Here is a 25,585-nt window from a genome sequence, read left to right on the forward strand (position 1 = left end):
GGCAACTTTCGACTGGCTGGTCAAAAGGCAGAATGCTATCGCATCTGACCCTTTGACTTTTTATTCAATGTTGCTCTTCGTACTTGAATCCGCCCTGCTAAGTCACACAAACAATCAATACCTTCGCCAATAGCAGATACGAAACCAGAAAAACAAAAAGGCAGCCTAAGCTGCCTTTCAATTTACTGACTTGCCGACTTAACACTGCCAGCTTGCCTGCATTAACGCTTTTGACGCAATCTTGCAATTGCCGCCAATTGGGCTATTGCTACTGCCAGTTCTGCCTGTGCTTGCGCATAGTCAATTTTAGATTCTTTATTGACCAAAGCTTCTTCAGCCAGTTTTTTTGCTTCGTTCGCTTTTGCCTCGTCCAGATCGCTACCGCGAATTGCGGTGTCGGCCAAAACGGTAACGGCATTCGGTTGCACTTCTAACAGACCACCAGCAACGAAAACAAATTCGTCTTCTGCTTGGCCTACCAGCTTGATGCGTACCGCGCCTGGCTTGATGCGAGTGATCAATGGCGTATGTTTTGGATAGATACCCAATTCACCAGCCTCACCCGGCAACGCGACGAACTCGGCTTCGCCAGAGAAGATCAGCTCTTCTGCGGAAACCACGTCAACGTGAATAGTGTGTGCCATATCGGACCTTTTCATTCGATCAAAAAACGAGGGGTGTAGCGCAATATTACTTTGTACTACACCCAAGCTTATTTGTTAGTTACTTAGTAATTACTGAGTAATTAATCAGCAATTAATGAGCAATTAAGCAGCAGCCATTTTCTTCGCTTTTTCGATTGCTTCGTCGATAGTACCTACCATGTAGAACGCTTGTTCTGGCAGGTGATCGAGCTCACCGGAAGCGATCATTTTGAAGCCCTTGATCGTATCTTTCAGTGAAACGTATTTACCTGGGGAGCCAGTAAATACTTCAGCAACGTGGAAAGGCTGAGACAGGAAACGTTGCATTTTACGTGCACGCGCTACCAACAATTTATCTTCTGGTGCCAACTCGTCCATACCCAGAATCGCGATAATGTCGCGCAATTCTTTGTAGCGTTGCAAAGTACCTTGAACAGCACGGGCTGTTTCGTAATGCTCTACACCAACCACTTGCGGGTCCAACTGACGTGATGTTGAATCCAGTGGATCAACCGCTGGGTAGATACCCAGAGAAGCGATGTCACGGGACAGAACAACAGTGGAATCCAAGTGAGCAAACGTCGTAGCCGGAGATGGATCAGTCAAATCATCGGCAGGAACATAAACCGCTTGGATCGATGTGATCGAACCAGTTTTAGTCGATGTAATACGCTCTTGCAGACGGCCCATTTCTTCAGCCAATGTAGGTTGGTAACCCACAGCGGAAGGCATACGACCCAACAACGCGGAAACTTCCGTACCGGCCAAAGTATAACGATAGATGTTATCGACGAAGAACAACACGTCTTTACCTTCGTCACGGAAACCTTCAGCGATCGTCAAACCTGTCAAAGCAACGCGCAGACGGTTGCCCGGTGGTTCATTCATCTGACCGTACACCATCGCAACTTTAGAGTTTTCTGGATTTTCCAGATCAACCACTTTTGCGTCAGCCATTTCGTGATAGAAGTCATTACCTTCACGAGTACGCTCACCAACACCGGCAAATACGGACAAGCCGCTGTGCGCTTTAGCGATGTTATTGATTAATTCCATCATGTTGACGGTCTTACCTACACCGGCACCACCGAACAAACCAACTTTACCGCCTTTTGCAAACGGGCAAACCAGGTCAATCACCTTGATACCGGTTTCCAGCAATTCTTGCGATGGGGACAGTTCATCGTAAGCAGGTGCTTTACGGTGAATCGATGCGGTAGTTTCACGACTAACCGGACCACACTCATCAATTGGATTACCCAATACGTCCATAATACGACCCAGCGTTGCTTTGCCAGTAGGTACCATGATAGGTTTGCCAGTGTTTGAAATAATCATGCCGCGACGCAGACCGTCAGAAGTACCTAGAGCAATCGTACGGACAATGCCGTCACCCAATTGCTGCTGAACTTCCAGAGTCAGTTCGGAGCCTTCCATTTTCAAGGCATCGTAAATCTTAGGCATCGCGTCACGTGGAAATTCAACGTCCACAACAGCGCCGATACACTGAACGATTTTGCCATTAGCCATGTTCGTTCCTTCAATAAATAATAATCAGTTTAGACCGCTGCCGCGCCGGCGACGATCTCGGAAAGCTCTTTGGTAATCGCAGCTTGACGGGTTTTGTTGTAAACCAGTTTCAGTTCACCAATCACACTACCTGCGTTATCACTGGCTGATTTCATCGCTACCATACGAGCCGATTGTTCAGACGCCATGTTTTCTGCCACTGCTTGAAAAATCAGTGCCTCAACATAACGTACCAGCAACTCATCAATCACCGTGTTTGCATCTGGCTCATAGATATAGTCCCAAGTGTGGGTATTTTTATCTACTGCCAGTTTGTCAGCCGTCAGGGGCAATAATTGCTCCAGCACAGGCTCTTGCTTCATGGTGTTAATAAACTTGGTGTAAGACAGGTAGACTGCATCTAACTTACCGTCCTGATAGGCATCCAGCAATAATTTTACTGGACCGATCAGTTTATCCAGATGCGGTGTATCGCCGAGTTGCACTGCGTGCGCCACGACTTTTGCACCGATACGGTTCAGGAAGCCAAGACCTTTATTACCAATTGCGACCGCTTCAATTTTTGAACCCTTAGCTTCGAGTTCACGCAGTTTGTTGGTGACCAAACGCAACACGTTCGTATTCAGGCCACCGCATAAACCCTTGTCTGTAGTTACAACGATCAATCCGACTTTCTTGGATTGATCTTGTTGAACCATGAAAGGATGCGTGTACTCAGGATTCGCTTGTGACAAGTTCGAAGTGATATTACGAATTTTTTCACTGTAAGGGCGAGCTGCACGCATCCGGTCTTGCGCTTTGCGCATTTTGGATGCGGCGACCATTTCCATCGCCTTAGTGATCTTTTTCGTGTTTTCTACACTTTTGATCTTGCCACGTATCTCTTTACCTGAGGCCATCTGTTCTTACTCCTTCTGCTCCAGTTAAGATCAGTACGCGCCAGATTTTTTGAAATCAGCAACAGCTGCGGCTAAAACGGCTTCGCCATCTTTGTCGAGTTGCTTGGTTTCTTCAATCTTAGCGAGCAATGCTGCGTGGCTAGTTTTTAAGTAGCTATGCAAACCTGCTTCAAAGGCTAATACTTTCTTCACTTCGACGTTATCCAGGAAGCCTTTGTTCACTGCGAACAGGGAAGCGGCCATCAGAGAAATCGATAAAGGAGCATATTGAGCTTGCTTGAGCAATTCAGTTACGCGTGCACCACGATCCAGCTGCTTGCGTGTGGACTCGTCCAGATCAGAAGCGAACTGCGCAAACGCAGCCAATTCACGATACTGCGCCAAATCTGTACGAATACCGCCGGATAAGTTTTTAATAACTTTAGTCTGAGCAGCGCCACCAACGCGTGATACCGAAATACCAGCGTTAATCGCGGGGCGAATACCGGCGTTGAACAAAGATGTTTCCAAGAAGATCTGGCCATCAGTAATCGAAATTACGTTGGTCGGAACGAAAGCAGAAACGTCACCCGCTTGGGTTTCAATGATAGGCAGTGCTGTCAATGAACCGGTTTTACCTTTAACTTCACCGTTGGTGAATTTCTCAACGTAATCTGGATTAACGCGTGCTGCACGTTCCAATAAACGGGAGTGGAGGTAGAACACGTCACCTGGATAAGCTTCACGACCTGGTGGGCGGCGCAGCAACAGGGAAACTTGACGGTAAGCCACAGCTTGCTTGGACAAATCATCATAAATGATCAATGCATCTTGACCACGATCGCGGAAATATTCGCCCATCGCGCAACCGGAGTATGCGGAGACGAATTGCATTGCTGCAGATTCAGCCGCTGTCGCAGCAACAACAATGGTGTATTCCATCGCGCCGTGGGCTTCTAAAGAACGCACCACGTTTTTAACGGAAGACGCTTTTTGACCAATCGCAACATAGATACATGTTACGTTTTGACCTTTTTGGTTGATCACGGCATCAATTGCTACCGCTGTCTTACCAGTTTGACGATCACCAATAATCAATTCGCGCTGACCACGACCAACCGGTACCATCGCATCAATTGATTTGATACCCGTTTGCATAGGCTCGGAAACCGATTGACGGGCAATAACGCCAGGAGCAATCTTTTCGATTGGTGCTGTCAGTTTTGCATTGATCGGGCCTTTGCCGTCGATAGGCTGACCCAAGGCGTTGACAACACGACCGCGCAGTTCTGGGCCGATAGGCACTTCCAGAATACGGCCAGTACATTTGACTGTATCGCCTTCGGAAATGTGCTCGTAGTCACCGAGAATAACGGCGCCAACGGAATCACGTTCCAAGTTCAATGCCAGACCAAAAGTATTGCCTGGGAATTCCAGCATCTCACCTTGCATCGCGTCTGACAGACCGTGAATGCGGCAGATACCGTCGGTAACGGAAATAACCGTACCTTGATTACGAACTTCAGCGCTGGTACCAAGGCCTTGAATCCGGCTCTTGATCAACTCGCTGATTTCTGATGGGTTGAGTTGCATACTAACTCCTAAAATTGTTTCAGTACTTGCGTGCTCACACTACGCAGTTAAGGCAACTTGCATTTGTTGCAGCTTGGCACGAACCGACGTATCCAGCACTTGATCACCGACTACGATACGCACACCACCGATCAGGGAGTTATCCACTGTCACAGTTGGGTGCAGCTTGCGGCCGAATTTCTTTTCCAGTGTTGTCGCTAAATCACTTACTTGTTCTGCCGTCAGTTCAAAGGCGCTGGTAATTTGCGCATCTGCGGCACCTTCTTGCGCATTTTTCAACGCGTGAAATTGTGCTGCGATTTCAGGTAACAAAGTTAAGCGGTCATATTCAGTGAGCGTATTGACGAAGTTTTTCGCTTCTTCGTTCACTGGAGACTTCAACACGGACAAGAAAGCCTCGGCTGTTTGAACAGCAGAGACTTTAGGATTGTGAGCAAGAGCGACTACATCAGGATGTGCTGCGGCTTGCGCCATCTCAGCAACCAAGTCCGACCATGCGGACAGGTTGCCAGATTGCGCAACACGGAACAATGCTTCTGCGTAAGGACGAGCGATCGTTGCGAGTTCAGCCATGATTACAGCTCGATTTTCAGTTGGCTCAACAAATCAGCATGCGCCGATGCGTTGATTTCACGCTTCAGAATTTGTTCTGCACCTTTGACTGCTAATGTAGCAACCTGGTCGCGCAATTCTTCACGTGCTTTTGTAACTTGATTATCGGCGTCCGCTTTGGCAGCAGCAATAATGCGTGCAGCCTCAGCAGTTGCTGTATTTTTAGCTTCTTCAACGATCAACTGAGCGCGCTTTTCTGCTTCGATGATACGTTTTTGACCTTCATCACGAGCACCAGCTAATTGTGCTTCTACACGCTTTTCAGCAGCTTGCATCTCTGCACGGCCGCGATCAGCTGCAGCTAATCCGTCTGCGATTTTTTTCATACGTTCATCTATCGCACCAATAACTGGTGGCCAGATGAATTTTGCAGTCACCAATGCGAGGATGAAAAACACCCCAGCCTGGTACCACATTGATAGATTAAGATTCATATTAGTTTCCTTATTAAATCGATCGTTCCGCAGACTAAGTCTACGGTAGGAAAAGGAAAGCTAATTAGCCTTTGAACGGATTTGCAATTGCGAAGAACATAGCAATACCAACACCGATAATGAACGCAGCATCGATCAAACCAGCCAACAACAACATTTTACCTTGCAGCTTTTCCATCAACTCTGGTTGACGAGCAGACGCTTCCAGATATTTACCACCCATCATAGCGATACCGATACATGCACCCAAAGCGCCCAAACCGATAATCAAACCACAAGCCAATGCAACGAAAGCGACGTTAGTCATGAGAAAACTCCTTAAAAGTTGAAAAATAAAAATACCAAAAGCAAATACTAAAAACCAAACTTCAAAAACCTGAAAAAACGTTAATTAATGCGCTTCGTGAGCTTGACCCATATATACCAGCGTCAACATCATGAAGATAAATGCTTGCAAAGGCACAATCAAGATATGGAAAACCGACCATGCGGTACCCAGTACCAAATGACCGATACCACCAAGGATGGAATCAGAAGCACCTAACAAAGCGGCAATCAACAAGAACAGCAATTCACCTGCGAACATATTGCCGAATAACCGCATACCGAGGGAAAAAGTTTTCGCTGCATATTCAACGATGTTCAATGCCAGATTGAACGGGAACAACATAGGGCCAAATGGTGCGCTGAACAATTCTTTGATAAAACCGCCTACACCTTTAATCTTGAAACTGTAGTACATCATTAACGCAAACACGCCAATCGAAATACCCAGAGTGCCGTTCAAGTCAGCTGTCGGTACTACGCGATGATGCGTTTCCGGACTGATACCGAAAGCAGGGAACAACCATTGAGAGAATAAATCTACTGGTAAAAAATCGAGGGAGTTCATCAACACTACCCAGACAAATACCGACAATGCCATAGGTGCGATAAATGCTGTGTTGCCATGGACAATGCTTTTCGCATTGTTATCTACCATTTCGAACAACATCTCAACTGCGCATTGGAAACGACCGGGAACGCCGGATGTCGCTTTACGTGCAGCCATGTACATGATCAAGCTACCGATCAAGCCACAAATAACAGACCAGACTACTGTATCTATATTGATATACGACATGTCCCACAAAGACTCTTGAGGAATATGTGAGTTAGATAAATGTCCCAGGTGATGGGAAATATATTCTGACGCGGTTGGGGCGTTCTCTGTTGCGCTCATAATTAGTGTCTAAATAGTAAGATGAAATAACTTTTCAGTACCAAGACGAAGGCAGCGACGAACGCCAGCCAGTTCACATCGTGGTACAAGTAAACAGTCGCTGCCATGAGAGCCACTGTTGACGCAATTTTGACAAATTCACCGATGAAGAATGTCATCGGATTGGCTCCCCCGGGCTTTTTGGCACTGGCATATAACCGTGCGGCAAACAAAGCATTGGGAACCGCGCAACACAAACCGCCTAATAATGCGGATATTCCTGAGGCTGTGCCAGCGATAAGTGCCGCGACCAGTGCGACTACCAACGTCGCTACAAATTGCAGCAAGACAATACGCGCCATGCCAATTCCTCGTAATTTGTCGGCAGTATCTAATAAAATTTATTCACTGCCAAACGATTTAAGTCAGCGCAAACGCCTGCCAACCAAAACCACGGAATTATACGTGGTAGTGCGCACCATCGTCAAACGTTTGATGCGACGCATCAAAATGAGACACACATCAATTTTCTGCGCTCGCTACCAGCTCGGCAAGCCAATGCTGGCCTTGCTTCCAGTCGCCTAGACCAGAATCTCCGTTAATATGACCCTTTGCACCGATATGGTGAAATTCTGCACCCCAACTCTGCGCCCATTTCTGCGCGGTTTGCATCTCACACCAAGAATCGTCATCAGAAACAATCACTTTTGTTTTAAAGCTCATCGCCGTTTGCGGCATTGGTGCAAAACTCGGTGCCGGAAAATCAACCCGCTCTACATCTGGCGGCGCCACTAATAATGCCGCCCTTACCTTACGGGTATCTTGCACTCCCGGCATGCCGGATGCGACCCACCATGCAACTAAAGCGCAACCCAGACTATGCGCTACTAAGATAACGGTGCCATCAGCGCGATTGACTGCTTGCGAAAGATTCGTTACCCAAGACTCACGATCAGGCTGATCCCAACTATCTTGCTGAACCCGGTGAATGTCATACTGCTTGGCTAGTTGCTGCTCCCATAAACTTTGCCAGTGTGTGTCACTTGAATTGTGTAAGCCCGGCAGCAATAAAATTGTCATATCGGCAAACCAGTTTTATTGACCGCGTATTTTTAAAATAACGCCGTCCAGACTATCCAGATCTGCAAAATCAATCATCAATTGTCCCCGCCCTTTGCTGCCCATTTTTAAAGTGACCTGGGTTGCCAGCAGGTCTGAAAGCTCTTCTTCTAAACGAGTGATGTCGCGCGATTTTTCTGCCTTATCCCGAGTTTTCACTGGTGAACTCATTTCAGCCGTGGTACGGGTAACCAGTTTCTCGGCCTCGCGCACCGACATACGTTTGGCCACGACCTGATTCGCCAGCTGGATTTGCGTCGCGGCATCCGTTGCCAGCAATGCACGGGCATGCCCCATGTCGATATCGCCTGCCATCAACATAGTTTGTACCGGCTTCGCCAAATTAAGCAGGCGCAATAAATTAGACACTGCGCTGCGCGATCGACCTACCGCACCGGCCGCTTGCTCATGGGTAAAACTGAAATCCGTGATCAGACGGTGAATACCTTGTGCTTCTTCTAAAGGATTGAGATCTTCGCGCTGGATATTCTCAATCAAAGCCATCGCTGCGGCGGCTTGATCGTCTACATCTTTGACCAGCACGGGCACTTCTTCCAAACCTGCCATTTGCGAAGCGCGGAAACGGCGTTCACCGGCAATGATTTCATAACGCGTGATGCCATTATTCTGACCAATCGGGCGTACCAGTATCGGTTGCATCAAGCCTTGCGCTTTAATCGAGTTAGCCAACTCGGTCAGCGCGCCCTCATCCATGCGGGTACGCGGCTGATACTTGCCTGCCTGCATCTGGCTGACCGGCAAGCTGCTCGGTGCGCCCGCTACCGTGGGAACCGCTTCTGTAAAATCGCCTGCGCCGTCGAACAGGGCTTCTAAACCGCGCCCCAAGCCTTTTTGTTTTTTGGTTGCCATTATATTGCTTCCGACTTAGTGTCTAACTTTGCTTCTAACAATTTAATTCTCTCCACCATCTCGGCGCCGAAAGCTATATAGGCTTGCGCGCCTTTAGAGCTGGGGTCAAACACCACTCCCGGGATACCATACGATGGCGCTTCCGCCAAACGCACATTGCGGGGAATGACGGTCTTAAATACTTTATCGCCAAAGTGCTGTTCCAACTGGTCAGAAACTTGTTGCGACAGCGTCATACGCGGATCAAACATCACCCGCAGCAAACCGACAATTTTCAGATCCGGATTGAGGTTGACCGATACTTTTTTGATCGTATTGGCCAGATCGGACAAACCTTCCAATGCATAATATTCACACTGCATAGGAATCACGACCCCGTGAGCGGCGCACAATCCGTTTAAAGTCAGCATGGATAAAGCCGGGGGGCAATCGATCAGGATAAAGTCGTAGTTAGCGCCGACTGTTGCCAATGCGTCGCGTAGACGCTTATCGCGATTCTCCAGCTCCACCATTTCTACTTCGGCACCGGCTAATTCACGGTTGGCAGGCAAGACATCAAAGTTGCCCGACTCAGATCGCAGAATCGCCGAAGCCGCATCGGACATACCCAGCAACACCTGGTAAATCGACGACGTCAGTTTGGCCTTATTGATGCCCGCGCCCATGGTGGCGTTGCCTTGCGGATCGAGATCGACCAACAACACGCGCTGATCAAGCTTAGCCAATCCGGCAGCCAGATTGACTGTGGTCGTGGTTTTGCCCACCCCACCTTTTTGGTTTGCGACACAAAAAATTTTCGCCATAGTGACTTTAGCTTACTTTTAGTAGGGTTCTGGAGGGGGACAAGTACAACCTGGAGGCAAGCTGCCTTAATCTAAAACAATATGAAATCAATATACTCCCCCGTTATTTTACAAATTATGCCGTATCGCCCAATGATTATACGAACAACTAAATATACTCATATGGAGTATCTATTGAAGCAAAACCAAATCCGCTTTGCTTCAATTGGTGTCGCTGCGTTTGTAATACTTATTGACGTAACTTACTGACGCAACTTACTAAATACTCACTGACGTGAATTCATTGTCGCTTGATAAACACCAGATGACGCTCAGCGTCCATGCCCGGAACTGACAAAGCTTGTAGCGACTGGACTTGCCATCCTTCTGGCATACGCTCGATCTCCTGATCCGGCGCAACGCCCTTCATGGCGATGAATTGCCCGCCCTCTGCCAACAAATGTCCCGACCAGTTAATGAAATTGCATAGCTCAGAAAAAGCACGCGAGGTAATCACATCAAACTTCTCATTCACTGCCAAAGCCTCAACTCTGCCGGTATGAACAGTGACATTTTTTAAGCCTAATTCGGTTTTCGCCTGAGTCAAAAACGCGGTCTTTTTGCTGACCGTATCGATCATGGAAATTTGAATCGCAGGATAAGTAATCGCCAATATCATGCCGGGCAAACCGCCGCCAGCACCGACATCCAGAACGTTTTTGGCATCTTTGAAAGCAGGTGCAGCTGACAAGGAATCCAGCACATGCTGCTTTACCATTTCTTTAGGGTCGCGAATCGACGTCAAGTTATAGACCGAATTCCACTTCGATAACAACGCCAGGTAAGCAATCATCTGATCGATCTGTGCATCGTCCAGTGACAAGGGCAAAGCCTTTATCCCCTCAGCCAGACTAGCGCGCAAGCTTGCTGCATCAAACCCGCTCATTCGCCATCACCTGTTTCTACCGCAACAGCTAACTCGGGTGCGGCAGCAAACTCTTTAAAACCACGTTTTTTCATATGCACCAGTAGCAAGGAAATCGCTGCTGGTGTCACGCCAGAAACACGACCGCACTGCCCTAGGGTTTCTGGCCGATGCTTATTCAGCTTTTGCTTCACTTCTACCGACAGACCGTTGACTTCTAAATAATCGAAGTCGTCTGGCATTTTGAGGTTTTCAAAATATGCATGGCGCTCAACCTCTTTAGCCTGTCTGTCAATATAGCCAGAATATTTGACCTGGATTTCTACCTGCTCTTTTACCGCGTCGTCTTGCACACCAGGCCCAGCAAGTTGTTGACCATCAGCACCTTGCATGGTCATCAAAGATTCATACGTCACATGTGGGCGGCGCAATAAATCGGCCAGAGAATATTCACGCTCCAAGGCTTTACCAACGATGCGCTCGGCTTCAACGTCCGCCAAAATACGTGGATTCACCCAGGTCGAACGCAGTCTTTCCATTTCACGTGAAACAGCCTCACGCTTTTGCTCGAACATTGCCCATTGCGCATCGCTGACGCAACCAAGCTGACGACCGATTTCGGTCAGACGCATATCGGCATTATCTTCACGCAAGCTCAGACGGAACTCGGCACGACTGGTGAACATGCGGTAAGGTTCTTGCACACCCTTGGTAATCAGATCATCGACCAGGACACCGAGGTAGGCTTCATCACGACGCGGCACCCAGGCATCGCGACCTTGGGTCAACAATGCCGCGTTCAATCCCGCCAACATACCTTGCGCTGCCGCTTCTTCGTAACCGGTAGTACCGTTAATTTGTCCGGCAAAAAACAAGCCCTTAATTGAACGTGTTTCTAGGGAAGTTTTTAATCCTCGCGGGTCGAAATAATCGTATTCAATCGCATAGCCAGGGCGCAGAATGTAAGCGTCTTCCATACCACGCATAGAACGCACCAAATCTAGCTGCACATCAAACGGCAAACTAGTGGAAATCCCGTTCGGATAATACTCATTGGTGGTCAGACCTTCTGGCTCCAAAAAAATCTGGTGTGATTCTTTGCTGGCAAAACGATGAATCTTGTCTTCAATCGATGGGCAATAACGTGGCCCTACTCCTTCGATCACGCCTGTATACATAGGACTGCGGTCGAGCCCGGCGCGGATAATATCGTGAGTGCGTTCGTTCGTATGCGTAATCCAACATGGTAACTGGCGCGGATGCATGCCGACATTGCCCATGACAGAAAATACCGGAATAGGATCAAAATCGCCCGGCTGCTCTTGCATCACTGAAAAATTAATGCTACGACCATCAATGCGCGGCGGCGTACCAGTTTTCAAACGGCCTTGCGGCAAGGCGAGTTCTTTTAAGCGGGTCGATAAAGAGATCGCAGGAGGATCACCGGCACGCCCTGCCGAATAATTATTCAGGCCAACGTGGATCTTCCCATCAAGGAAAGTACCTGCGGTCAACACAACAGAGCGGCTACGAAACTGAATACCAACCTGTGTTACGGCACCGACGACACGGTCACCCTCTACCAATAAGTCATCTACCGCTTGCTGAAACAGCCAAAGGTTAGTCTGATTTTCAAGGCGGCTGCGGATCGCTTGCTTGTACAAAATACGGTCAGCTTGCGCCCTTGTAGCGCGTACTGCCGGGCCTTTGGACGAATTTAGAATACGGAATTGGATACCAGCCTCATCGGTGGCAATCGCCATCGCGCCACCCATGGCATCCACTTCTTTGACCAAGTGCCCTTTTCCTATGCCACCTATTGAAGGATTACACGACATCTGGCCGAGCGTTTCAATATTATGCGAAAGTAGAAGCGTTTTCTGCCCCATGCGTGCGGAGGCAAGTGCGGCCTCAGTACCAGCATGGCCGCCGCCAACTACGATCACATCGAATTCTTTAGGATAAAACATAGGATATTTCTACTTTTGGATTTCTTGGAGAGGCACGATTATAGAGGGTTTTTAATGAAAAACTGCGCTCATCAATAATTTCAATAGCCGACATCAGGGTGTTTCACGTGAAACAATGGATACTTAGCCAGGGCAAAACTCTAATCCTCTGCCTCTATTAACTGTCTTACTTGAACAATCTAACCAATGCAGGCATAAACGCTAGTGCCATACCCAGAACCAATAACAGCAAGGAATAACGAGAATCCAGATAATCTACCCAAGTTTTCTTCCTCTTTAAAGGTGCTAGCTTAGGCGGTTTAGGTTCAGGGAATTTTTGAACCAGCTTAGTACGCGTCTTTGCATCAGACTGCGGGACCACTACCTGCGTAATAGGATTGCCGTCATCTCTGACAGTCGGTTTTACATTTGCTTTTGAAGCAGCTTTTGCTTCATTGAGCGGAGAAGCTACAGCCTCAAGCTTCACACTAGAAATAGATTCCGGTCGCGACCTGGCCTTCACAGGAGCAACAGATGACACTTTTGGCTCAGCCAAAGTATCTGTTGACGCAAATATCGGAGCTACAATAACAGGAACTTCTTCTTGAATCTCCAGCGGCAAATAGAAATCTACTTCTATGGTCTCAGCAACCGGCTCGTGAATATTAATCGATTTAACGACTTTATCTTTAGTGTAGATGACAGGCTCTTCCAGTCTATCTATCGTATTCATGATCAAACTAGGATAAGGATCGACAGATATAACTTCTTGTACATCGCTATTAGCAATCAGCCCGTCAGCACGCAAGATACTATTAGATAACTCCTCCTCTGGCTGATAAGCAATCACTGAAACAGGATCAGAATCTTCCTGGCGGAGAAAACGATCCATCGCATCGGCTTCGACAAAATCAGGAACCTGATTATCCAAGGGAAACATTACTTCATACAGTAAGCCTTTATCAGAGAGACTGCGTAAAGCGCGATCAAACCGTTCCTTCACCAAGCTCTTGAGCTTTACACGCAACTGCCCATACGAGCTGACGCCATCAACAATGATTAACACCAAGCGTTCGCTCTGAGTCAATCCATGTCTTTTGTCACGAATTTCTGCTCTACCTAAATCTGTTCGCTGAAATATCACCATATCTTGATATGCCACGTCCGTCCCTTTTTTTGTTTTGTTTCACGTGAAACAAATTTAGTATTATTTAATTAACTACATTGCTTTCGGACATATGCATCAAAACATATACTGAACCTCAAAATTACAGCTACTTGATAAAGCCGTCGTAAGTGGTTTTGCAAATCAACGCCAAAACTACGACCAAAAACACTTTCCGGACGAAACCACTGCCATATTTAATTGCCATCTGGCTACCCGACAATGATCCTAACACTCCGCAAACCGCCATGGCTAACCCTGTCTGCCAAATAACGTGTCCGCTGTAACCAAACCACAACAGAGCTGCCGCATTGCACGCAACATTAATAATTTTGACGACTGCAGATGCGCTCAAGAAGTCGTATCCAAAAAAACGGACGAATAAAAACATTAAAAAGCTACCGGTACCAGGACCGAAAAAACCATCATAAAACCCAATACCGCCGCCGACTAACATTGCCATCCAAAGTTCTTTGTTATGCGCAAAAGTTGGAGCGTGGTTGCTGCCGAAGTCTTTTTTCTTAAATGTATACACCGCGACGGCGATCAAAATAAGCGGTAAGGCTTTACGCAAATAAGTAGGCAGTATATGAGTAACAGTAAAAGCGCCCAAAAACGCCAGAAAAAAAGCTGTGAATGCCGCAGGTAACACCATCGCCCAACGCACCTTCACCGCTTTCGCATAATTTCTCGCCGCGACTGTCGTTCCCCAAATACCTGCTAATTTATTGGTTCCCAACAAGGTTGCTGGTGCAACATTTGGCATTACTGAAAATAAGGCAGGTACTTGTATCAAACCACCACCACCCACTACCGCATCAACTAAACCAGCAAAATAAGCGGCGCAAGCAAGTATCAATATGTCTGTCATATTATTAATTTTATGGGAAAGGTGAAGCAAATCAGCAAGGACAACAATCGCTCATAAAGGCGAAAATCAAACTATTACACTTAGATTTAGCGCCCGGCAAATCCCGACGCAGAGCTTATAACGTTGAAATCTATTCAGCCTGACAGCATAGCAAGACTTGCTACAATAAGGATTACAAGGAGAGCCAGAACATGAATAATTTTGATTTTCGTACCGTACCCTACATCATCAGCCAAATTGGTGCGGCCAAACAATTTGGCGATATCGTCAAACAGCATTATCCAGAGATAAAACGAGTGCTCATTGTCACAGATGCTGGTTTTCTTAAAACGGGTCTGATCACTCCGGCAATAGCGAACTTAGAACAGCACCAATGCCATGTCAGCGTTTTCTCGGATGTCATTGCCGATCCGCCAGAAGTCGTAGTCCATCAAGCGGTGGAAAGCGCCAAACAACAAGAGATAGAATTGGTCATCGGCTTCGGTGGCGGTAGTTCCATGGATGTCGCCAAACTAATCGCGGTTCTATCAGGCAGTGATCAACCGCTAAGCAGCATGTACGGCATCGGCAATGTCAGAGGCAAACGCCTGCCTCTAATATTGATACCAACCACTGCAGGGACAGGATCCGAAGTCACGCCAATCTCTATCGTCACCACAGGCGCAACGACCAAAATGGGTGTGGTATCACCACAGTTATATGCCGACATCGCTATCCTTGACGCTGAGCTCACCGTTGACCTACCACCAAAAATCACAGCGGCCACCGGAATTGACGCGATGGTGCACGCGATCGAAGCCTATACCACCAAGCACAAGAAAAATGCCTTATCCGATATGCTAGCGCGTCAGGCTTTAAGTTTGCTCTGGACGAGTATTGACGAAGCCTGCACCAATGGCAGCAATCTCGCGGCCAGACAAGCGATGTTGCTAGGCGCGATGCTGGCGGGACAATGCTTTGCGAACGCGCCGTGCGCAGCAGTACATGCCCTCGCCTACCCGATTGGCGGCATCTTTCATGTACCACATGGGTTATCCAATTCGCTGGTACTACCGCACGTCTTACGTTTTAATGCACCGACCGCTGCAAGGCAATATGCAGAACTTGCCAGCATCATTGCCCCAACAGCACAAGGTAGCGAAGAAGCCCTTAGCAATGCTCTAATCACCGCCATGGAAGCACTCGCCAATCGGGTCGGGATCGAAACACAACTCAGACAAGTCGGTGTCACTGAGAAAGATTTGGATCAACTGGCCAGCGACGCGATGTTGCAGACACGGCTGCTAAGGAACAATCCAAGAGAAGTATCGAGGGAAGATGCTCGGGCAATTTACGCCGCCGCTTTGTAGGTTGTCAAGGCGGGGCAAAGCGATGTACTCATTGGGACATCGTTTTGAAACCGCCGACCATATTATTACTGAACAGAGTGTTAGAAATTCCCTAGAAACTACCAGCCAACTGCCAGCCAAAAAACACCAGCAAACCGATAAAGATCGTCGGTATCTGACGGCGCGTTGCTACACAAACGACGATGGCAGCGAGCGCGCCGATCAGTTGTGGATTGCGCCAATTTAATTCCAAACCCTGCCCATGCGGCGACAAAACCATCGGGACAATAATCGCTGTGAGAACAGTGACGGGAACAAAGGCCAAGGCTTTTTTCAGCAAAGGAGAAAACGCCACCCTATCGCCCATCACAAAAATAATCGCTTTAATTAGGCAGGTAATCACCGCCATACCGATAATAATCAAGGTGATATTCATACCTTCTCCGCGCTGGTATTTTTATTGCCGGCCTTGTTAGAGGACCAGTGGGACGCTAGCAAACCAATGCTAACGCCCACCGCAATGGCCACCAGCAAGCCCAACTTGTACGGCAAATCTTGCAGCAGATAAGCCGCAGTACCAGCAGCAAGCGCCGCAACAAAATGCGGCAAGCGAACTAGCTGCGGAACAATAATCGCAATAAAAGTCGCTACCATCGCAAAGTCCAGACCCAAAGTTTGCAATTGCGGGAAAATCGCACCAAACAATAAACCCACCAGGGTCCAACACTGCCAATTACCATACATCGCCAAACCCGAACCCAGAAAGTACCAATGCCCCAATTGCGTATTCGGATGTTCCCGGTAATAGCGATCCACCACGGCGAAGGTTTCATCCGTCAGCAAACATCCCAACAACCAGCGCCAGCTCTTAGAAAGATGACGCACATGCGGCAACAAAGTTGCGGCATACAGCATATGCCGCAAGTTAACAATAAAGGTCGCGAGCCAGATCACCAGAAAACCAGTACTGCTGGCGATCAAACCGACCGCAATAAACTGACTCGACCCTGCAAACACAGCAAGCGACATCAACTGCCCTTGCCATGCATGCATCTGCGCAGTAGCGACCAAAGCACCAAAAATCATACCAAATGGCGCCGCGCCCAACAGCATTGGAATGGTGTCGCGTGCGCCTGCGGTGAAACTGGCTAACGGGGTGGGATGTGGCATAAAGAATTTCTTTTTTAGAGACTTGGCATCTTAAACTTATCAGACAAAGCGCGCTGCTACTTTAACAAACCTTGAATTTCAAATCCCCATTTATCCAAGTATCTGCCCGCCCAAACTAGTTATATCGTAGCAATACACTGAACATATACTCTCACTATGTATATATTCAGTGTCCATATAATTATTGGACAGTAAGGCATATTTAAAAAAATAATTGGGGAGTATATGAATTTCAGCTTGAGATTGGAACAAAAAAGCCCCGCATCTCGTCGGGGCTTTTTCATTGATCAAAACCGTACCTAATTCAGCTTAACTGACTTTCGCCTTACCCGAGCGCGCCAGCCATGCTCCCAGTTCTCCGACAATCCCGCGCCGAAATGCGAGTACGCAAATGATGAAGATCAAGCCAGTGACAATCGTGACCGAATCGCCGATAGAACGAAACCATTCTATCGTAGTCGCATTTGCCAGCCACTCACCGAGGTCGCCTAACTTGTTTTCTAAAGCGATAATGATCACTGCACCGACGATAGGGCCCACCAAGGTGCCTAAACCGCCCACCAGCGTCATTAATACGACCAGACCCGACATAGTCCAATGCACGTCGGTCAGCGTCTCAAAACCCTGTACCAGCGTATTTGTCGCACCTGCCAGTCCAGACAGTGCAGCGGAGAGGACAAATGCCAGCAACTTGTATTTATCGACGTCGTAACCCAGCGACACCGCGCGTGGCTCGTTCTCTTTCACGGCTTTCAACACCTGCCCGAACGGGGAGCTGATCGTGCGCACGATGATGGCAAAGCCGCCAATCACAATTGCCAGTACGAGGTAATACAGTCTGAGGTCTGAACTCAAATCAATAAAGCCTAATAGCTGTCCGCGCGGTACGCCTTGCAAGCCATCCTCGCCACCGGTGAACTTGGCTTGTAAGAAGACGAAGTACAGCATCTGTGCCAGCGCCAGTGTAATCATCGTGAAGTAAATACCCTGCCGGCGAATCGCCAGACTGCCCATCACCAAACCGATCAGAGCCGCACCCGCCGTCGCCAATAACAAACCCGCCTCGACCGGCAATCCAGCAGTCTTTAACAGCCAACCCACCATGTAGCCAGCGCCACCAAAAAATGCGGCATGACCAAACGAGAGCAAACCCGTGAACCCGATCAATAAATTGAACGCACAGGCAAACAAGGCGAAGCAAAGTAGCTTCATCAAGAACACGGGGTAGACGACAAAGGGTGCGGCGAGCAACAGTACGAAGGCCAAACTGTAACCAATTTTTTTATTCATTATGCGTTTAGCTCCTCAATCATTTCTCTTTGCCGAACAAACCGGCAGGCCGGATCATCAGCACAATCGCCATCACGATAAACACCACGGTGGCAGACAGTTCGGGATAAAACACGCGGGTCAAACCTTCGATCACACCCAAGCCCAGACCAGTGAGGATAGAACCCAGGATCGAGCCCATGCCACCAATCACGACCACGGCAAACACCGTGATAATCAGATTCGATCCCATCAGGGGTGAAACTTGGATCACCGGTGCTGCCAGCACGCCAGCAAAGGCAGCCAGTGCTACGCCGAAGCCGTAAGTCAAAGTGACCATCAACGGCACATTCACGCCAAAGGCCTCAACCAGTTTCGGGTTCTCGGTACCAGCACGCAGGTAAGCACCTAACTTGGTTTTTTCAATCACAAACCAGGTCGCGAAACAGACGACGAGCGACGCCAACACTACCCAGGCGCGATAATTCGGCAAAATCATAAAGCCCAGATCAGTCGCTCCTGCCAGCGCATCAGGAACAGAATACGGCTGACCAGACACGCCATAAAACGAGCGGAACAAACCTTCCAGCAACAGGGTCAGGCCAAAGGTCAACAGCAGCCCATACAAATGATCTAACTTATATAACCAACGCAGCATGGTTTTTTCGATCACGACACCAAACAGGCCAACTAACAAAGGGGCGGCAATCAGCATGACCCAGTAATTAATCCCGAAGTAATTCATACCCATCCAGGCAAGAAAAGCACCCATCATGTACAAAGCCCCGTGAGCAAAATTGATCACGTTTAACAGACCAAAAATCACGGCCAGACCGAGTGACAACATGGCGTAAAAAGAGCCATTCACCAATCCCAGCAACAGTTGGCTCAGCATCGCTTGCAGCGGTATACCAAATATTTCCATGGCATTCAGAAAAAGATGCCCAAAAGGGCAAGAGTGAAATCGGTAAGAAGCGCTGACTAGTCAGTCAGCGCCTCACGATTGAAGCTGATTATTGTTTATTTCAAACTTATTTCCAGGCAGTGCACTTACTTTCTGCTTTGGTCGTAAATGCCTGGTCACCAGGAATTGTCTGTACCACTTTGTAGTAATCCCATGGATACTTGGAATCAGCCTGCGCTTTTACCTGCATCAGATACATGTCATGAATCATGCTGCCATCACCGCGGATCGATCCATTTTTGGCGTACATATCGTTGATCTTAGTCGCACGCAATTTGGCCAATACTTTATCAGTATCGTCAGAACCTGCCGCTTTTACCGCGTTCAGATATTGGATCGTGGCGGAATAATCAGCTGCTTGCAGACTGGACGGCATCTTTTTCATTTTGCCAAAATAACGACGCGCCCAGGCACGGGTCTCTTCGTTTGAATCCCAATACCAGCTATCCGTCAGATACATGCCTTGCGTTGCCTTCAATGTCAGCGAATGCACATCATTGATAAACATCAGCAAACCTGCCAGCTTCATGGTTTTAGTGATACCAAATTCATTCGCGGCTTTAATCGCATTGATGGTATCGCCACCGGCATTTGCTAAACCCAGAATTTGCGCTTTAGACGCCTGCGCCTGCAATAAGAAAGAAGAGAAATCCGAAGCCGACAAAGGATGGCGAACCGCACCAACCACAGTACCGCCACTGGCTTTGACCACAGCAGTAGTATCACCTTCCAGCGACGCACCGAAGGCGTAATCGGCGGTCAGGAAAAACCAGCTTTTGCCACCCTGTTTAACCACCGCAGAACCCGTACCTTTAGCCAACGCGACCGTGTCATATGCATAGTGAATCGTGTACGGGGTGCATTCTTCATTGGTCAGACGAGCTGTGCCGCCGCCGATGGAGATCAAAGGCTTTTTCTTTTCCAGTGCGACTTTCGACATCGCCAAATTAGTACCAGAGTTAGTACCTGCGATCAGCATGTCGACGCCATCACGATCAAACCATTCACGTGCTTTGCTCGCTGCGATATCGGCTTTGTTTTGGTGATCGGCAGTGACCAACTCAATCTTTTTACCTAATACCGTGCCGCCGAAATCAGCGATTGCCATCTTGATCGCTTCTACACCGCCTGGGCCGTCGATATCAGAATACAAACCCGATAAGTCCGTAATAAAACCAATCTTGACTGTATCACCAGAAATCTGGGCAGATGCTGTACCTGACAGACTTGCCATTGCCGCAGAAACCGCCAGCGCCGCTATTTTGAATTTTGTTTTCATGTGTCTTCTCCAATCATTTTTTTTAAATTTATACCCGAATATTTGTATCCGACAGTATCCATTTTCGAGCACTAACAATTACCAGCAAAATCAACATCACATCACCAAAAATACAACTTAAAACACAGATTAAAACTTATACACCCAGCAATTCGTTTAAAACTGACATCTTCTCTTTCAGCTCTGAGGCGGCAAATGTCTCGACAATCTGTCCATGCTCCATCACGTAAAAGCGATCGGCGAGCGGCGCAGCAAAGCGGAAGTTCTGTTCGACCATCACGATCGTATAACCCTTCGCCTTCAACGTTTTAATCATACGAGCTAAGGTTTGCACAATGACCGGTGCCAAACCTTCAGAAATCTCATCCAGCAACAGCAGGCGTGCGCCCGTGCGCAAGATACGTGCAACCGCCAGCATCTGCTGTTCACCACCGGATAAACGTGTCCCCTGACTGTTTTTACGCTCTGCCAGATTAGGAAACATCTCATAAATCTCGGCAATCGACATCCCCTGGTCTTTGCTCGACACGGAAGGCGGCAGCATCAAGTTCTCTTCAGTGGATAACGAAGAAAAAATCCCCCGCTCTTCCGGGCAATAACCGACGCCCAGATGCGCTACTTTATAAATCGGTAAATGAATCGCTTCAACGCCGTTGATTTTGATTGAGCCTTTGCGTGCGCCGGTCAGGCCCATAATGGCACGCATTGTCGTCGTACGGCCTGCGCCATTGCGACCTAACAAGGTAACGACCTCACCCGGATTTACGACCAAGTTCACATCATGCAGAATATGTGACTCACCATACCAGGCTTGCAAATTGCTGATTTGCAGTGCTGGTGTGATCGCGGGATTGCTTGTCTTGAAAGGCGCAGCAGTAGTTACAGTAGCGGTCGTCATGCGTGCGCTCCTTCCAGTTCGCCCGCAGTGCTGCCCATATATGCTTCCATCACTTTTGGATTTTTTGACACTTCGTCATAACTACCTTCTGCCAACATCGCACCGCGCTGCAGAACAGAAATCTTGTCACAGATACCGGATACGACACTCATGTTGTGTTCCACCATCAGAATGGTGCGACCGGCAGAGACTTTTTTGATGAGCTCGGTGACACGATGCACGTCTTCATGTCCCATCCCTTGAGTCGGCTCGTCCAGCAGCATCATTTCCGGCTCCATCGCCAAGGTAGTAGCGATCTCCAGCGCGCGCTTACGACCGTATGGCAAATCCACCGTAATCGTATCGGCAAATTCCGTCAGATCGACCTGCGCCAGCAACTCCATTGCCTTATCGTTCAAACGTGACAAACTGCCGCCGCTTTTCCAAAAATGAAAGGAAGTGCCAAGATTGCGCTGTAAGCCGATACGCACGTTTTCCATCACACTTAAGTGCGGGAAAACGGCAGAAATCTGGAATGAGCGAATAATTCCCTGACGCGCAATTTGCGCCGGTTTGGCGGCGGTGATGTCACGACCATTGAACAAGATCTGACCCGATGTCGGCACCAGAAATTTGGTCAATAAGTTAAAACAGGTTGTCTTGCCAGCACCGTTGGGGCCGATCAATGCATGAATGTGTCCACGCTGCACTTGCAGGTTAACATCGCTCACTGCGGTAAATCCCTTGAACTCTTTGGTCAAGTGTTTTGTCTCTAGGATGACATTAGTCATCTGGTCTCCTTGTTGCCTGCGTAGTTTCGTTACGAACTTTTGCGTGACATCCCTTCTGGCTATTCTATAAATTGGTACCAGAGGGCATTTTTATTGTTTTTGGATAGTACACATCGCTGTAAGATTTCAACAATACGGTATAACTACTGTACGTAGTAACCACGGTGAATTTTAACAACAGCGCCAAACATTAAAACACATAAACTGGTTAAAAAAGTGTCTAAAACACGACGCTATTTAATGCTAACTACGAACTCTTTTTAGCATGCTCCGCAACGATCATCGCCGCCGCTTTTTCCGCAATCATCATGGTCGGCGAGTTGGTATTGCCAGAAGTAATCGTCGGCATGATAGAGGCATCTACTACCCGCAGACCACGCACGCCGAACACCCGTAGCTCACTATCTACTACCGCATTATTATCATCCTCACGCCCCATTTTACAAGTCCCCACCGGATGAAAAATCGTGGTGCCGATGTCACCCGCTGCACTGGCGAGTTCTTCCTCAGTACGGAACTGAGCACCCGGCTTCATTTCTTCTGGCGCGTATTTTTGTAAGGCCGGTGCGGCGACAATTTTGCGGGTCAGCGTGAGTGAATCAGCCGCAATCTTTCTGTCCTCCGGAGTACTCAGATAGTTAGGTGTAATCTTGGGTGCTGCCAACGGATCAGCACTAGCGATACGCACATGGCCGCGCGAAGTAGGGCGCAAGTTGCAGACGCTGGCGGTGAACGCTGGAAATGAATGCAGAGGATCGCCAAATTTTTCCAACGTCAATGGTTGCACATGGTATTGCAAATTAGGGCTGGCTTGCGTGGCATCAGAGCGGGTAAAAGCGCCTAACTGCGATGGCGCCATCGACATAGGCCCGCTTTGCTTCAACAGATATTCCAATCCTATGCTCGCCTTACCTAGCCAACTATTGGCCATCATATTCAGGGTTTTTGCGCCGCTGATTTTAAAGGCAGACCGAATCTGTAAATGGTCCTGCAAGTTTTCTCCCACACCTGGCAAATCATGCACGACCGTCACGCCAACTTGTTGTAAATGCGCCGCATTGCCGATGCCGGACTGCTGCAATATTGCGGGCGAACCAATTGCGCCCGCCGATAAAATCGTCACACGGGTGGATTCTGCCGACCACTCTTTACCGCCACCGACAAATTCCACACCGGTACAAACCTTGCCATTGTCTGTCGCCGTGATTTTTAAGCGCTTGACCTGACAGCCCGTCATGATGGTCAGATTGCCGCGTCCAGATGCCGGTTTCAAAAACGCCTTAGACGCATTCCAGCGCACGCCGCGTTTTTGATTCACATCAAAATAGCCACAGCCGTCGTTGTCGCCACGATTAAAATCGTCTGACTTAGGAATCCCGACTTGTGATGCCGCCTCACGGAAAGCGTCCAGAATTTCCCACGACAACCTCTGCTTTTCTACCCGCCATTCGCCACCAGCACCATGCATCGCAGTCATGCCACCGTAATGGTCTTCGCTTTGTTTAAATAGCGGTAAGACATGCTCCCAGCGCCAGCTAGCGTCGCCGCTATGTTCTGCCCAGCGCTGATAATCCTGCTCTTGTCCCCGCATATAAATCATGCCGTTAATCGATGAGCAACCACCCAGTACTTTGCCGCGGGGATAAATCAAGCTGCGACCATTCAAGCCCGGTTCTGCCTCGGTGCGAAACATCCAGTCGGTGCGCGGATTGTTAATGCAGTAAAGGTAGCCGACCGGAATATGAATCCAGATGTAATCGTCTTTACCACCCGCCTCCAGTAGCAAAACCTCTTTACTCTGATCACGCGATAAGCGGTTGGCCAGCACGCAGCCTGCCGAACCTGCGCCGATAATAATGTAGTCGTATGTGCCTGCTGAGTCCATAAAGTAGGTGGTGTTTTCTGATGTAAGGTGATCTGGCTTAAAGTGGTTTATTTTGTAGATGGCGCTGGTGGAGATCAGCTGCTTCCGACCTTCACTCGCGCAGGCATTGCGGCAGGCATTTTTGTATTCATTTCCGCATGCAGTTCTTCCAGTAAGACACGCATTAACTCTGCCGCCGGCATGCCACGCGCACGATGCACACCTTGTCCCCCCCATAGCGACATCAGGCCGGTATCGTTGATCTTGCCCGCATGCGCACGGATGCTGGCAGTCAGTGCATTTTGTATAGGATAAGCAGGTACTTGCGCGGCGGCATCCTGCATGATTTGCATAAAACGGTTATCCAGACCGCGTGCCATCCGCCCTGAAAAAGCGCGGGTCTGGCGGGTGGCATCTGCAGTTTTGTTTGGGCTCGTATTCACGCTCGTATTCACGCTCATGTTTACAGTCGTACTTTTGCCAACATCTAGCAATTTCTGTTTATACGCAGGATGAATCCCAGACTCGTGCGTGACTAAAAATGCCGTTCCCATCTGCACTGCATCTGCCCCAGCAGTTAAAGCAGCGGCGATATCTGCACCAGCCATGATATTGCCCGCCACGATGGTGGCGATGCGCAAATGCGGCTTCGCTTGCACCAATAATTCCATGGTAGTCAGCGTGGCATCTTCCTGCGCACCGATAAATGTCCCGCGATGCCCACCTGCCTCTGTTCCAGACAAGCAAACCGCATCGGCACCCAAGCTTTGCCAGGCCAGCGCTTCTTGCACATTGGTTGCGGTACCAATCACGGCAATCCCCGCTTCATGCAAACAACGCAGATGCGAGGGCTGCAAAATACCAAAAGTAAAACTAGCCACCGCAGGACGCGCAATAATCAAGGCTTGCAATTGCGCTTCAAAATCTTCGCACCAACGCGCTGGCAAGGGTAATTTATCCCAGCCAAATTCTGACCAGATTGGTTTTAAAAGCTCACTGGCTGAGGCGATCTCTTGCTCCGATGGCGTCGGCGTGTCTTGTACAAACAAATTGATGGCGAAAGGTCGGTCGGTTCGTTGCCGTATCAGCTCGGCATGCTCAATAATCGCCACGGGTGACAACATGCCGCCTGCCAGCGAACCCAAGCCACCAGCATTGGATACCGCGGCCACCAGATCGGGAGTAGAAGCACCACCCGCCATCGGCCCCTGAATAATCGGATGAGGACAAATTCCTTGTAGTTTAAAACTCACGCCAGTCTCCTTGCGTCATTCTTATTTTTATATACTGGTTAAGAGTATCAGCATCACACGCCTTATTGTCCAATGATTCTCTAGACAATTAGGATTTTAATAGTGATACTCCCTAAAAAATTAATCTAAGAAGTTCAAAAACCATTTAATCGGGATGCAGCGCTAGGCGCAAAACGTAGCAATACGTCGGTATTGCGAGGCTTTGCAACAACGCGAT

General features: G+C 48.5%; 26 protein-coding genes. 1 reads left to right on the forward strand and 25 read right to left on the reverse strand.

Features of this window, described 5'->3' with window-relative positions; translation table 11 throughout:
* Positions 1-221: 221 nt before the first annotated feature.
* From AAKU61_RS14025 to AAKU61_RS14100, 16 genes are all read right to left on the reverse strand, one after another.
* The gene (locus AAKU61_RS14025; protein WP_354333166.1) at positions 222-644 is read right to left on the reverse strand and encodes a F0F1 ATP synthase subunit epsilon; all 423 of its coding nucleotides are present in this window, start codon (positions 642-644) and stop codon (positions 222-224) included.
* Positions 645-767: 123 nt separating this feature from the next.
* Complete coding sequence (gene atpD / locus AAKU61_RS14030) at positions 768-2,174, reverse strand: F0F1 ATP synthase subunit beta (protein ID WP_322120620.1); 1,407 nt, start codon at positions 2,172-2,174, stop codon at positions 768-770.
* Between the two features lie 29 nt (positions 2,175-2,203).
* Complete coding sequence (gene atpG, locus AAKU61_RS14035; protein ID WP_354333168.1) at positions 2,204-3,073, reverse strand: F0F1 ATP synthase subunit gamma; 870 nt, start codon at positions 3,071-3,073, stop codon at positions 2,204-2,206.
* Between the two features lie 30 nt (positions 3,074-3,103).
* Positions 3,104-4,645, reverse strand: coding sequence for a F0F1 ATP synthase subunit alpha (gene atpA / locus AAKU61_RS14040; RefSeq protein ID WP_354333169.1), 1,542 nt, complete (start codon positions 4,643-4,645; stop codon positions 3,104-3,106).
* A gap of 39 nt (positions 4,646-4,684) precedes the next feature.
* Positions 4,685-5,218 (reverse strand): F0F1 ATP synthase subunit delta, encoded by a 534-nt coding sequence (locus tag AAKU61_RS14045; RefSeq protein ID WP_322120623.1) that lies wholly within the window; start codon positions 5,216-5,218, stop codon positions 4,685-4,687.
* A 2-nt stretch (positions 5,219-5,220) separates the two neighbouring features.
* The gene (locus tag AAKU61_RS14050; protein ID WP_322120624.1) at positions 5,221-5,691 is read right to left on the reverse strand and encodes a F0F1 ATP synthase subunit B; all 471 of its coding nucleotides are present in this window, start codon (positions 5,689-5,691) and stop codon (positions 5,221-5,223) included.
* A gap of 64 nt (positions 5,692-5,755) precedes the next feature.
* Positions 5,756-5,998, reverse strand: a complete 243-nt coding sequence (atpE, locus tag AAKU61_RS14055) for a F0F1 ATP synthase subunit C (RefSeq protein WP_354333172.1) — start codon at positions 5,996-5,998, stop codon at positions 5,756-5,758.
* Positions 5,999-6,082: 84 nt separating this feature from the next.
* Positions 6,083-6,913, reverse strand: coding sequence for a F0F1 ATP synthase subunit A (gene atpB, locus AAKU61_RS14060; RefSeq protein ID WP_354333174.1), 831 nt, complete (start codon positions 6,911-6,913; stop codon positions 6,083-6,085).
* 2 nt (positions 6,914-6,915) lie between these two features.
* Positions 6,916-7,254: an ATP synthase subunit I gene (locus tag AAKU61_RS14065; RefSeq protein ID WP_323492056.1), complete on the reverse strand. Its 339-nt coding sequence runs from the start codon at positions 7,252-7,254 to the stop codon at positions 6,916-6,918.
* Between the two features lie 160 nt (positions 7,255-7,414).
* On the reverse strand, positions 7,415-7,972 hold the full coding sequence (locus tag AAKU61_RS14070; RefSeq protein ID WP_354333176.1) for an RBBP9/YdeN family alpha/beta hydrolase: 558 nt from the start codon (positions 7,970-7,972) through the stop codon (positions 7,415-7,417).
* A gap of 15 nt (positions 7,973-7,987) precedes the next feature.
* Entirely contained in the window at positions 7,988-8,881 is an 894-nt protein-coding gene (locus tag AAKU61_RS14075; protein ID WP_354333178.1) for a ParB/RepB/Spo0J family partition protein, read from the reverse strand.
* Complete coding sequence (locus AAKU61_RS14080) at positions 8,881-9,684, reverse strand: ParA family protein (RefSeq protein WP_322120629.1); 804 nt, start codon at positions 9,682-9,684, stop codon at positions 8,881-8,883. Before AAKU61_RS14080 ends, AAKU61_RS14075 begins: the two co-directional genes overlap by 1 nt.
* Positions 9,685-9,964: 280 nt before the next feature.
* A complete protein-coding gene (gene rsmG / locus AAKU61_RS14085; RefSeq protein ID WP_354333180.1) occupies positions 9,965-10,609 on the reverse strand; it encodes a 16S rRNA (guanine(527)-N(7))-methyltransferase RsmG in 645 nt (214 codons plus the stop codon).
* Complete coding sequence (gene mnmG / locus AAKU61_RS14090; protein ID WP_354333182.1) at positions 10,606-12,558, reverse strand: tRNA uridine-5-carboxymethylaminomethyl(34) synthesis enzyme MnmG; 1,953 nt, start codon at positions 12,556-12,558, stop codon at positions 10,606-10,608. Before mnmG ends, rsmG begins: the two co-directional genes overlap by 4 nt.
* 166 nt (positions 12,559-12,724) lie before the next feature.
* Positions 12,725-13,699, reverse strand: a complete 975-nt coding sequence (locus AAKU61_RS14095) for a hypothetical protein (protein ID WP_354333184.1) — start codon at positions 13,697-13,699, stop codon at positions 12,725-12,727.
* Positions 13,700-13,811: 112 nt separating this feature from the next.
* Complete coding sequence (locus tag AAKU61_RS14100; RefSeq protein WP_354333186.1) at positions 13,812-14,573, reverse strand: sulfite exporter TauE/SafE family protein; 762 nt, start codon at positions 14,571-14,573, stop codon at positions 13,812-13,814.
* 191 nt (positions 14,574-14,764) lie between these two features.
* On the opposite strand from AAKU61_RS14100, the gene AAKU61_RS14105 reads away from it, so the two are divergent.
* Entirely contained in the window at positions 14,765-15,922 is a 1,158-nt protein-coding gene (locus AAKU61_RS14105; protein WP_354333188.1) for an iron-containing alcohol dehydrogenase, read from the forward strand.
* A 91-nt stretch (positions 15,923-16,013) separates the two neighbouring features.
* Here AAKU61_RS14105 and AAKU61_RS14110 read toward each other — a convergent pair whose 3' ends face one another.
* From AAKU61_RS14110 to AAKU61_RS14150, 9 genes are all read right to left on the reverse strand, one after another.
* On the reverse strand, positions 16,014-16,337 hold the full coding sequence (locus AAKU61_RS14110) for an AzlD domain-containing protein (protein ID WP_354333190.1): 324 nt from the start codon (positions 16,335-16,337) through the stop codon (positions 16,014-16,016).
* Positions 16,334-17,071: an AzlC family ABC transporter permease gene (locus tag AAKU61_RS14115; RefSeq protein ID WP_354333191.1), complete on the reverse strand. Its 738-nt coding sequence runs from the start codon at positions 17,069-17,071 to the stop codon at positions 16,334-16,336. The genes AAKU61_RS14110 and AAKU61_RS14115 overlap by 4 nt, the downstream gene beginning before the upstream one ends.
* Positions 17,072-17,380: 309 nt before the next feature.
* Positions 17,381-18,361 (reverse strand): branched-chain amino acid ABC transporter permease, encoded by a 981-nt coding sequence (locus tag AAKU61_RS14120; protein WP_354333192.1) that lies wholly within the window; start codon positions 18,359-18,361, stop codon positions 17,381-17,383.
* Positions 18,362-18,380: 19 nt separating this feature from the next.
* Positions 18,381-19,265, reverse strand: coding sequence for a branched-chain amino acid ABC transporter permease (locus AAKU61_RS14125; RefSeq protein ID WP_354333194.1), 885 nt, complete (start codon positions 19,263-19,265; stop codon positions 18,381-18,383).
* A 106-nt stretch (positions 19,266-19,371) separates the two neighbouring features.
* Positions 19,372-20,583 (reverse strand): ABC transporter substrate-binding protein, encoded by a 1,212-nt coding sequence (locus tag AAKU61_RS14130; RefSeq protein ID WP_354333196.1) that lies wholly within the window; start codon positions 20,581-20,583, stop codon positions 19,372-19,374.
* A 136-nt stretch (positions 20,584-20,719) separates the two neighbouring features.
* Positions 20,720-21,481: an ABC transporter ATP-binding protein gene (locus AAKU61_RS14135; RefSeq protein WP_354333198.1), complete on the reverse strand. Its 762-nt coding sequence runs from the start codon at positions 21,479-21,481 to the stop codon at positions 20,720-20,722.
* Positions 21,478-22,251, reverse strand: a complete 774-nt coding sequence (locus AAKU61_RS14140) for an ABC transporter ATP-binding protein (RefSeq protein ID WP_354333200.1) — start codon at positions 22,249-22,251, stop codon at positions 21,478-21,480. The genes AAKU61_RS14135 and AAKU61_RS14140 overlap by 4 nt, the downstream gene beginning before the upstream one ends.
* Before the next feature lie 247 nt (positions 22,252-22,498).
* Entirely contained in the window at positions 22,499-24,136 is a 1,638-nt protein-coding gene (locus tag AAKU61_RS14145) for a GMC family oxidoreductase (RefSeq protein WP_354333202.1), read from the reverse strand.
* Positions 24,137-24,210: 74 nt separating this feature from the next.
* Positions 24,211-25,368 (reverse strand): NAD(P)H-dependent flavin oxidoreductase, encoded by a 1,158-nt coding sequence (locus tag AAKU61_RS14150; RefSeq protein WP_354333204.1) that lies wholly within the window; start codon positions 25,366-25,368, stop codon positions 24,211-24,213.
* Positions 25,369-25,585 lie beyond the last annotated feature (217 nt).

It is taken from the genome of Undibacterium sp. GrIS 1.2, assembly GCF_040544435.1.
Classification (GTDB): domain Bacteria; phylum Pseudomonadota; class Gammaproteobacteria; order Burkholderiales; family Burkholderiaceae_D; genus Undibacterium.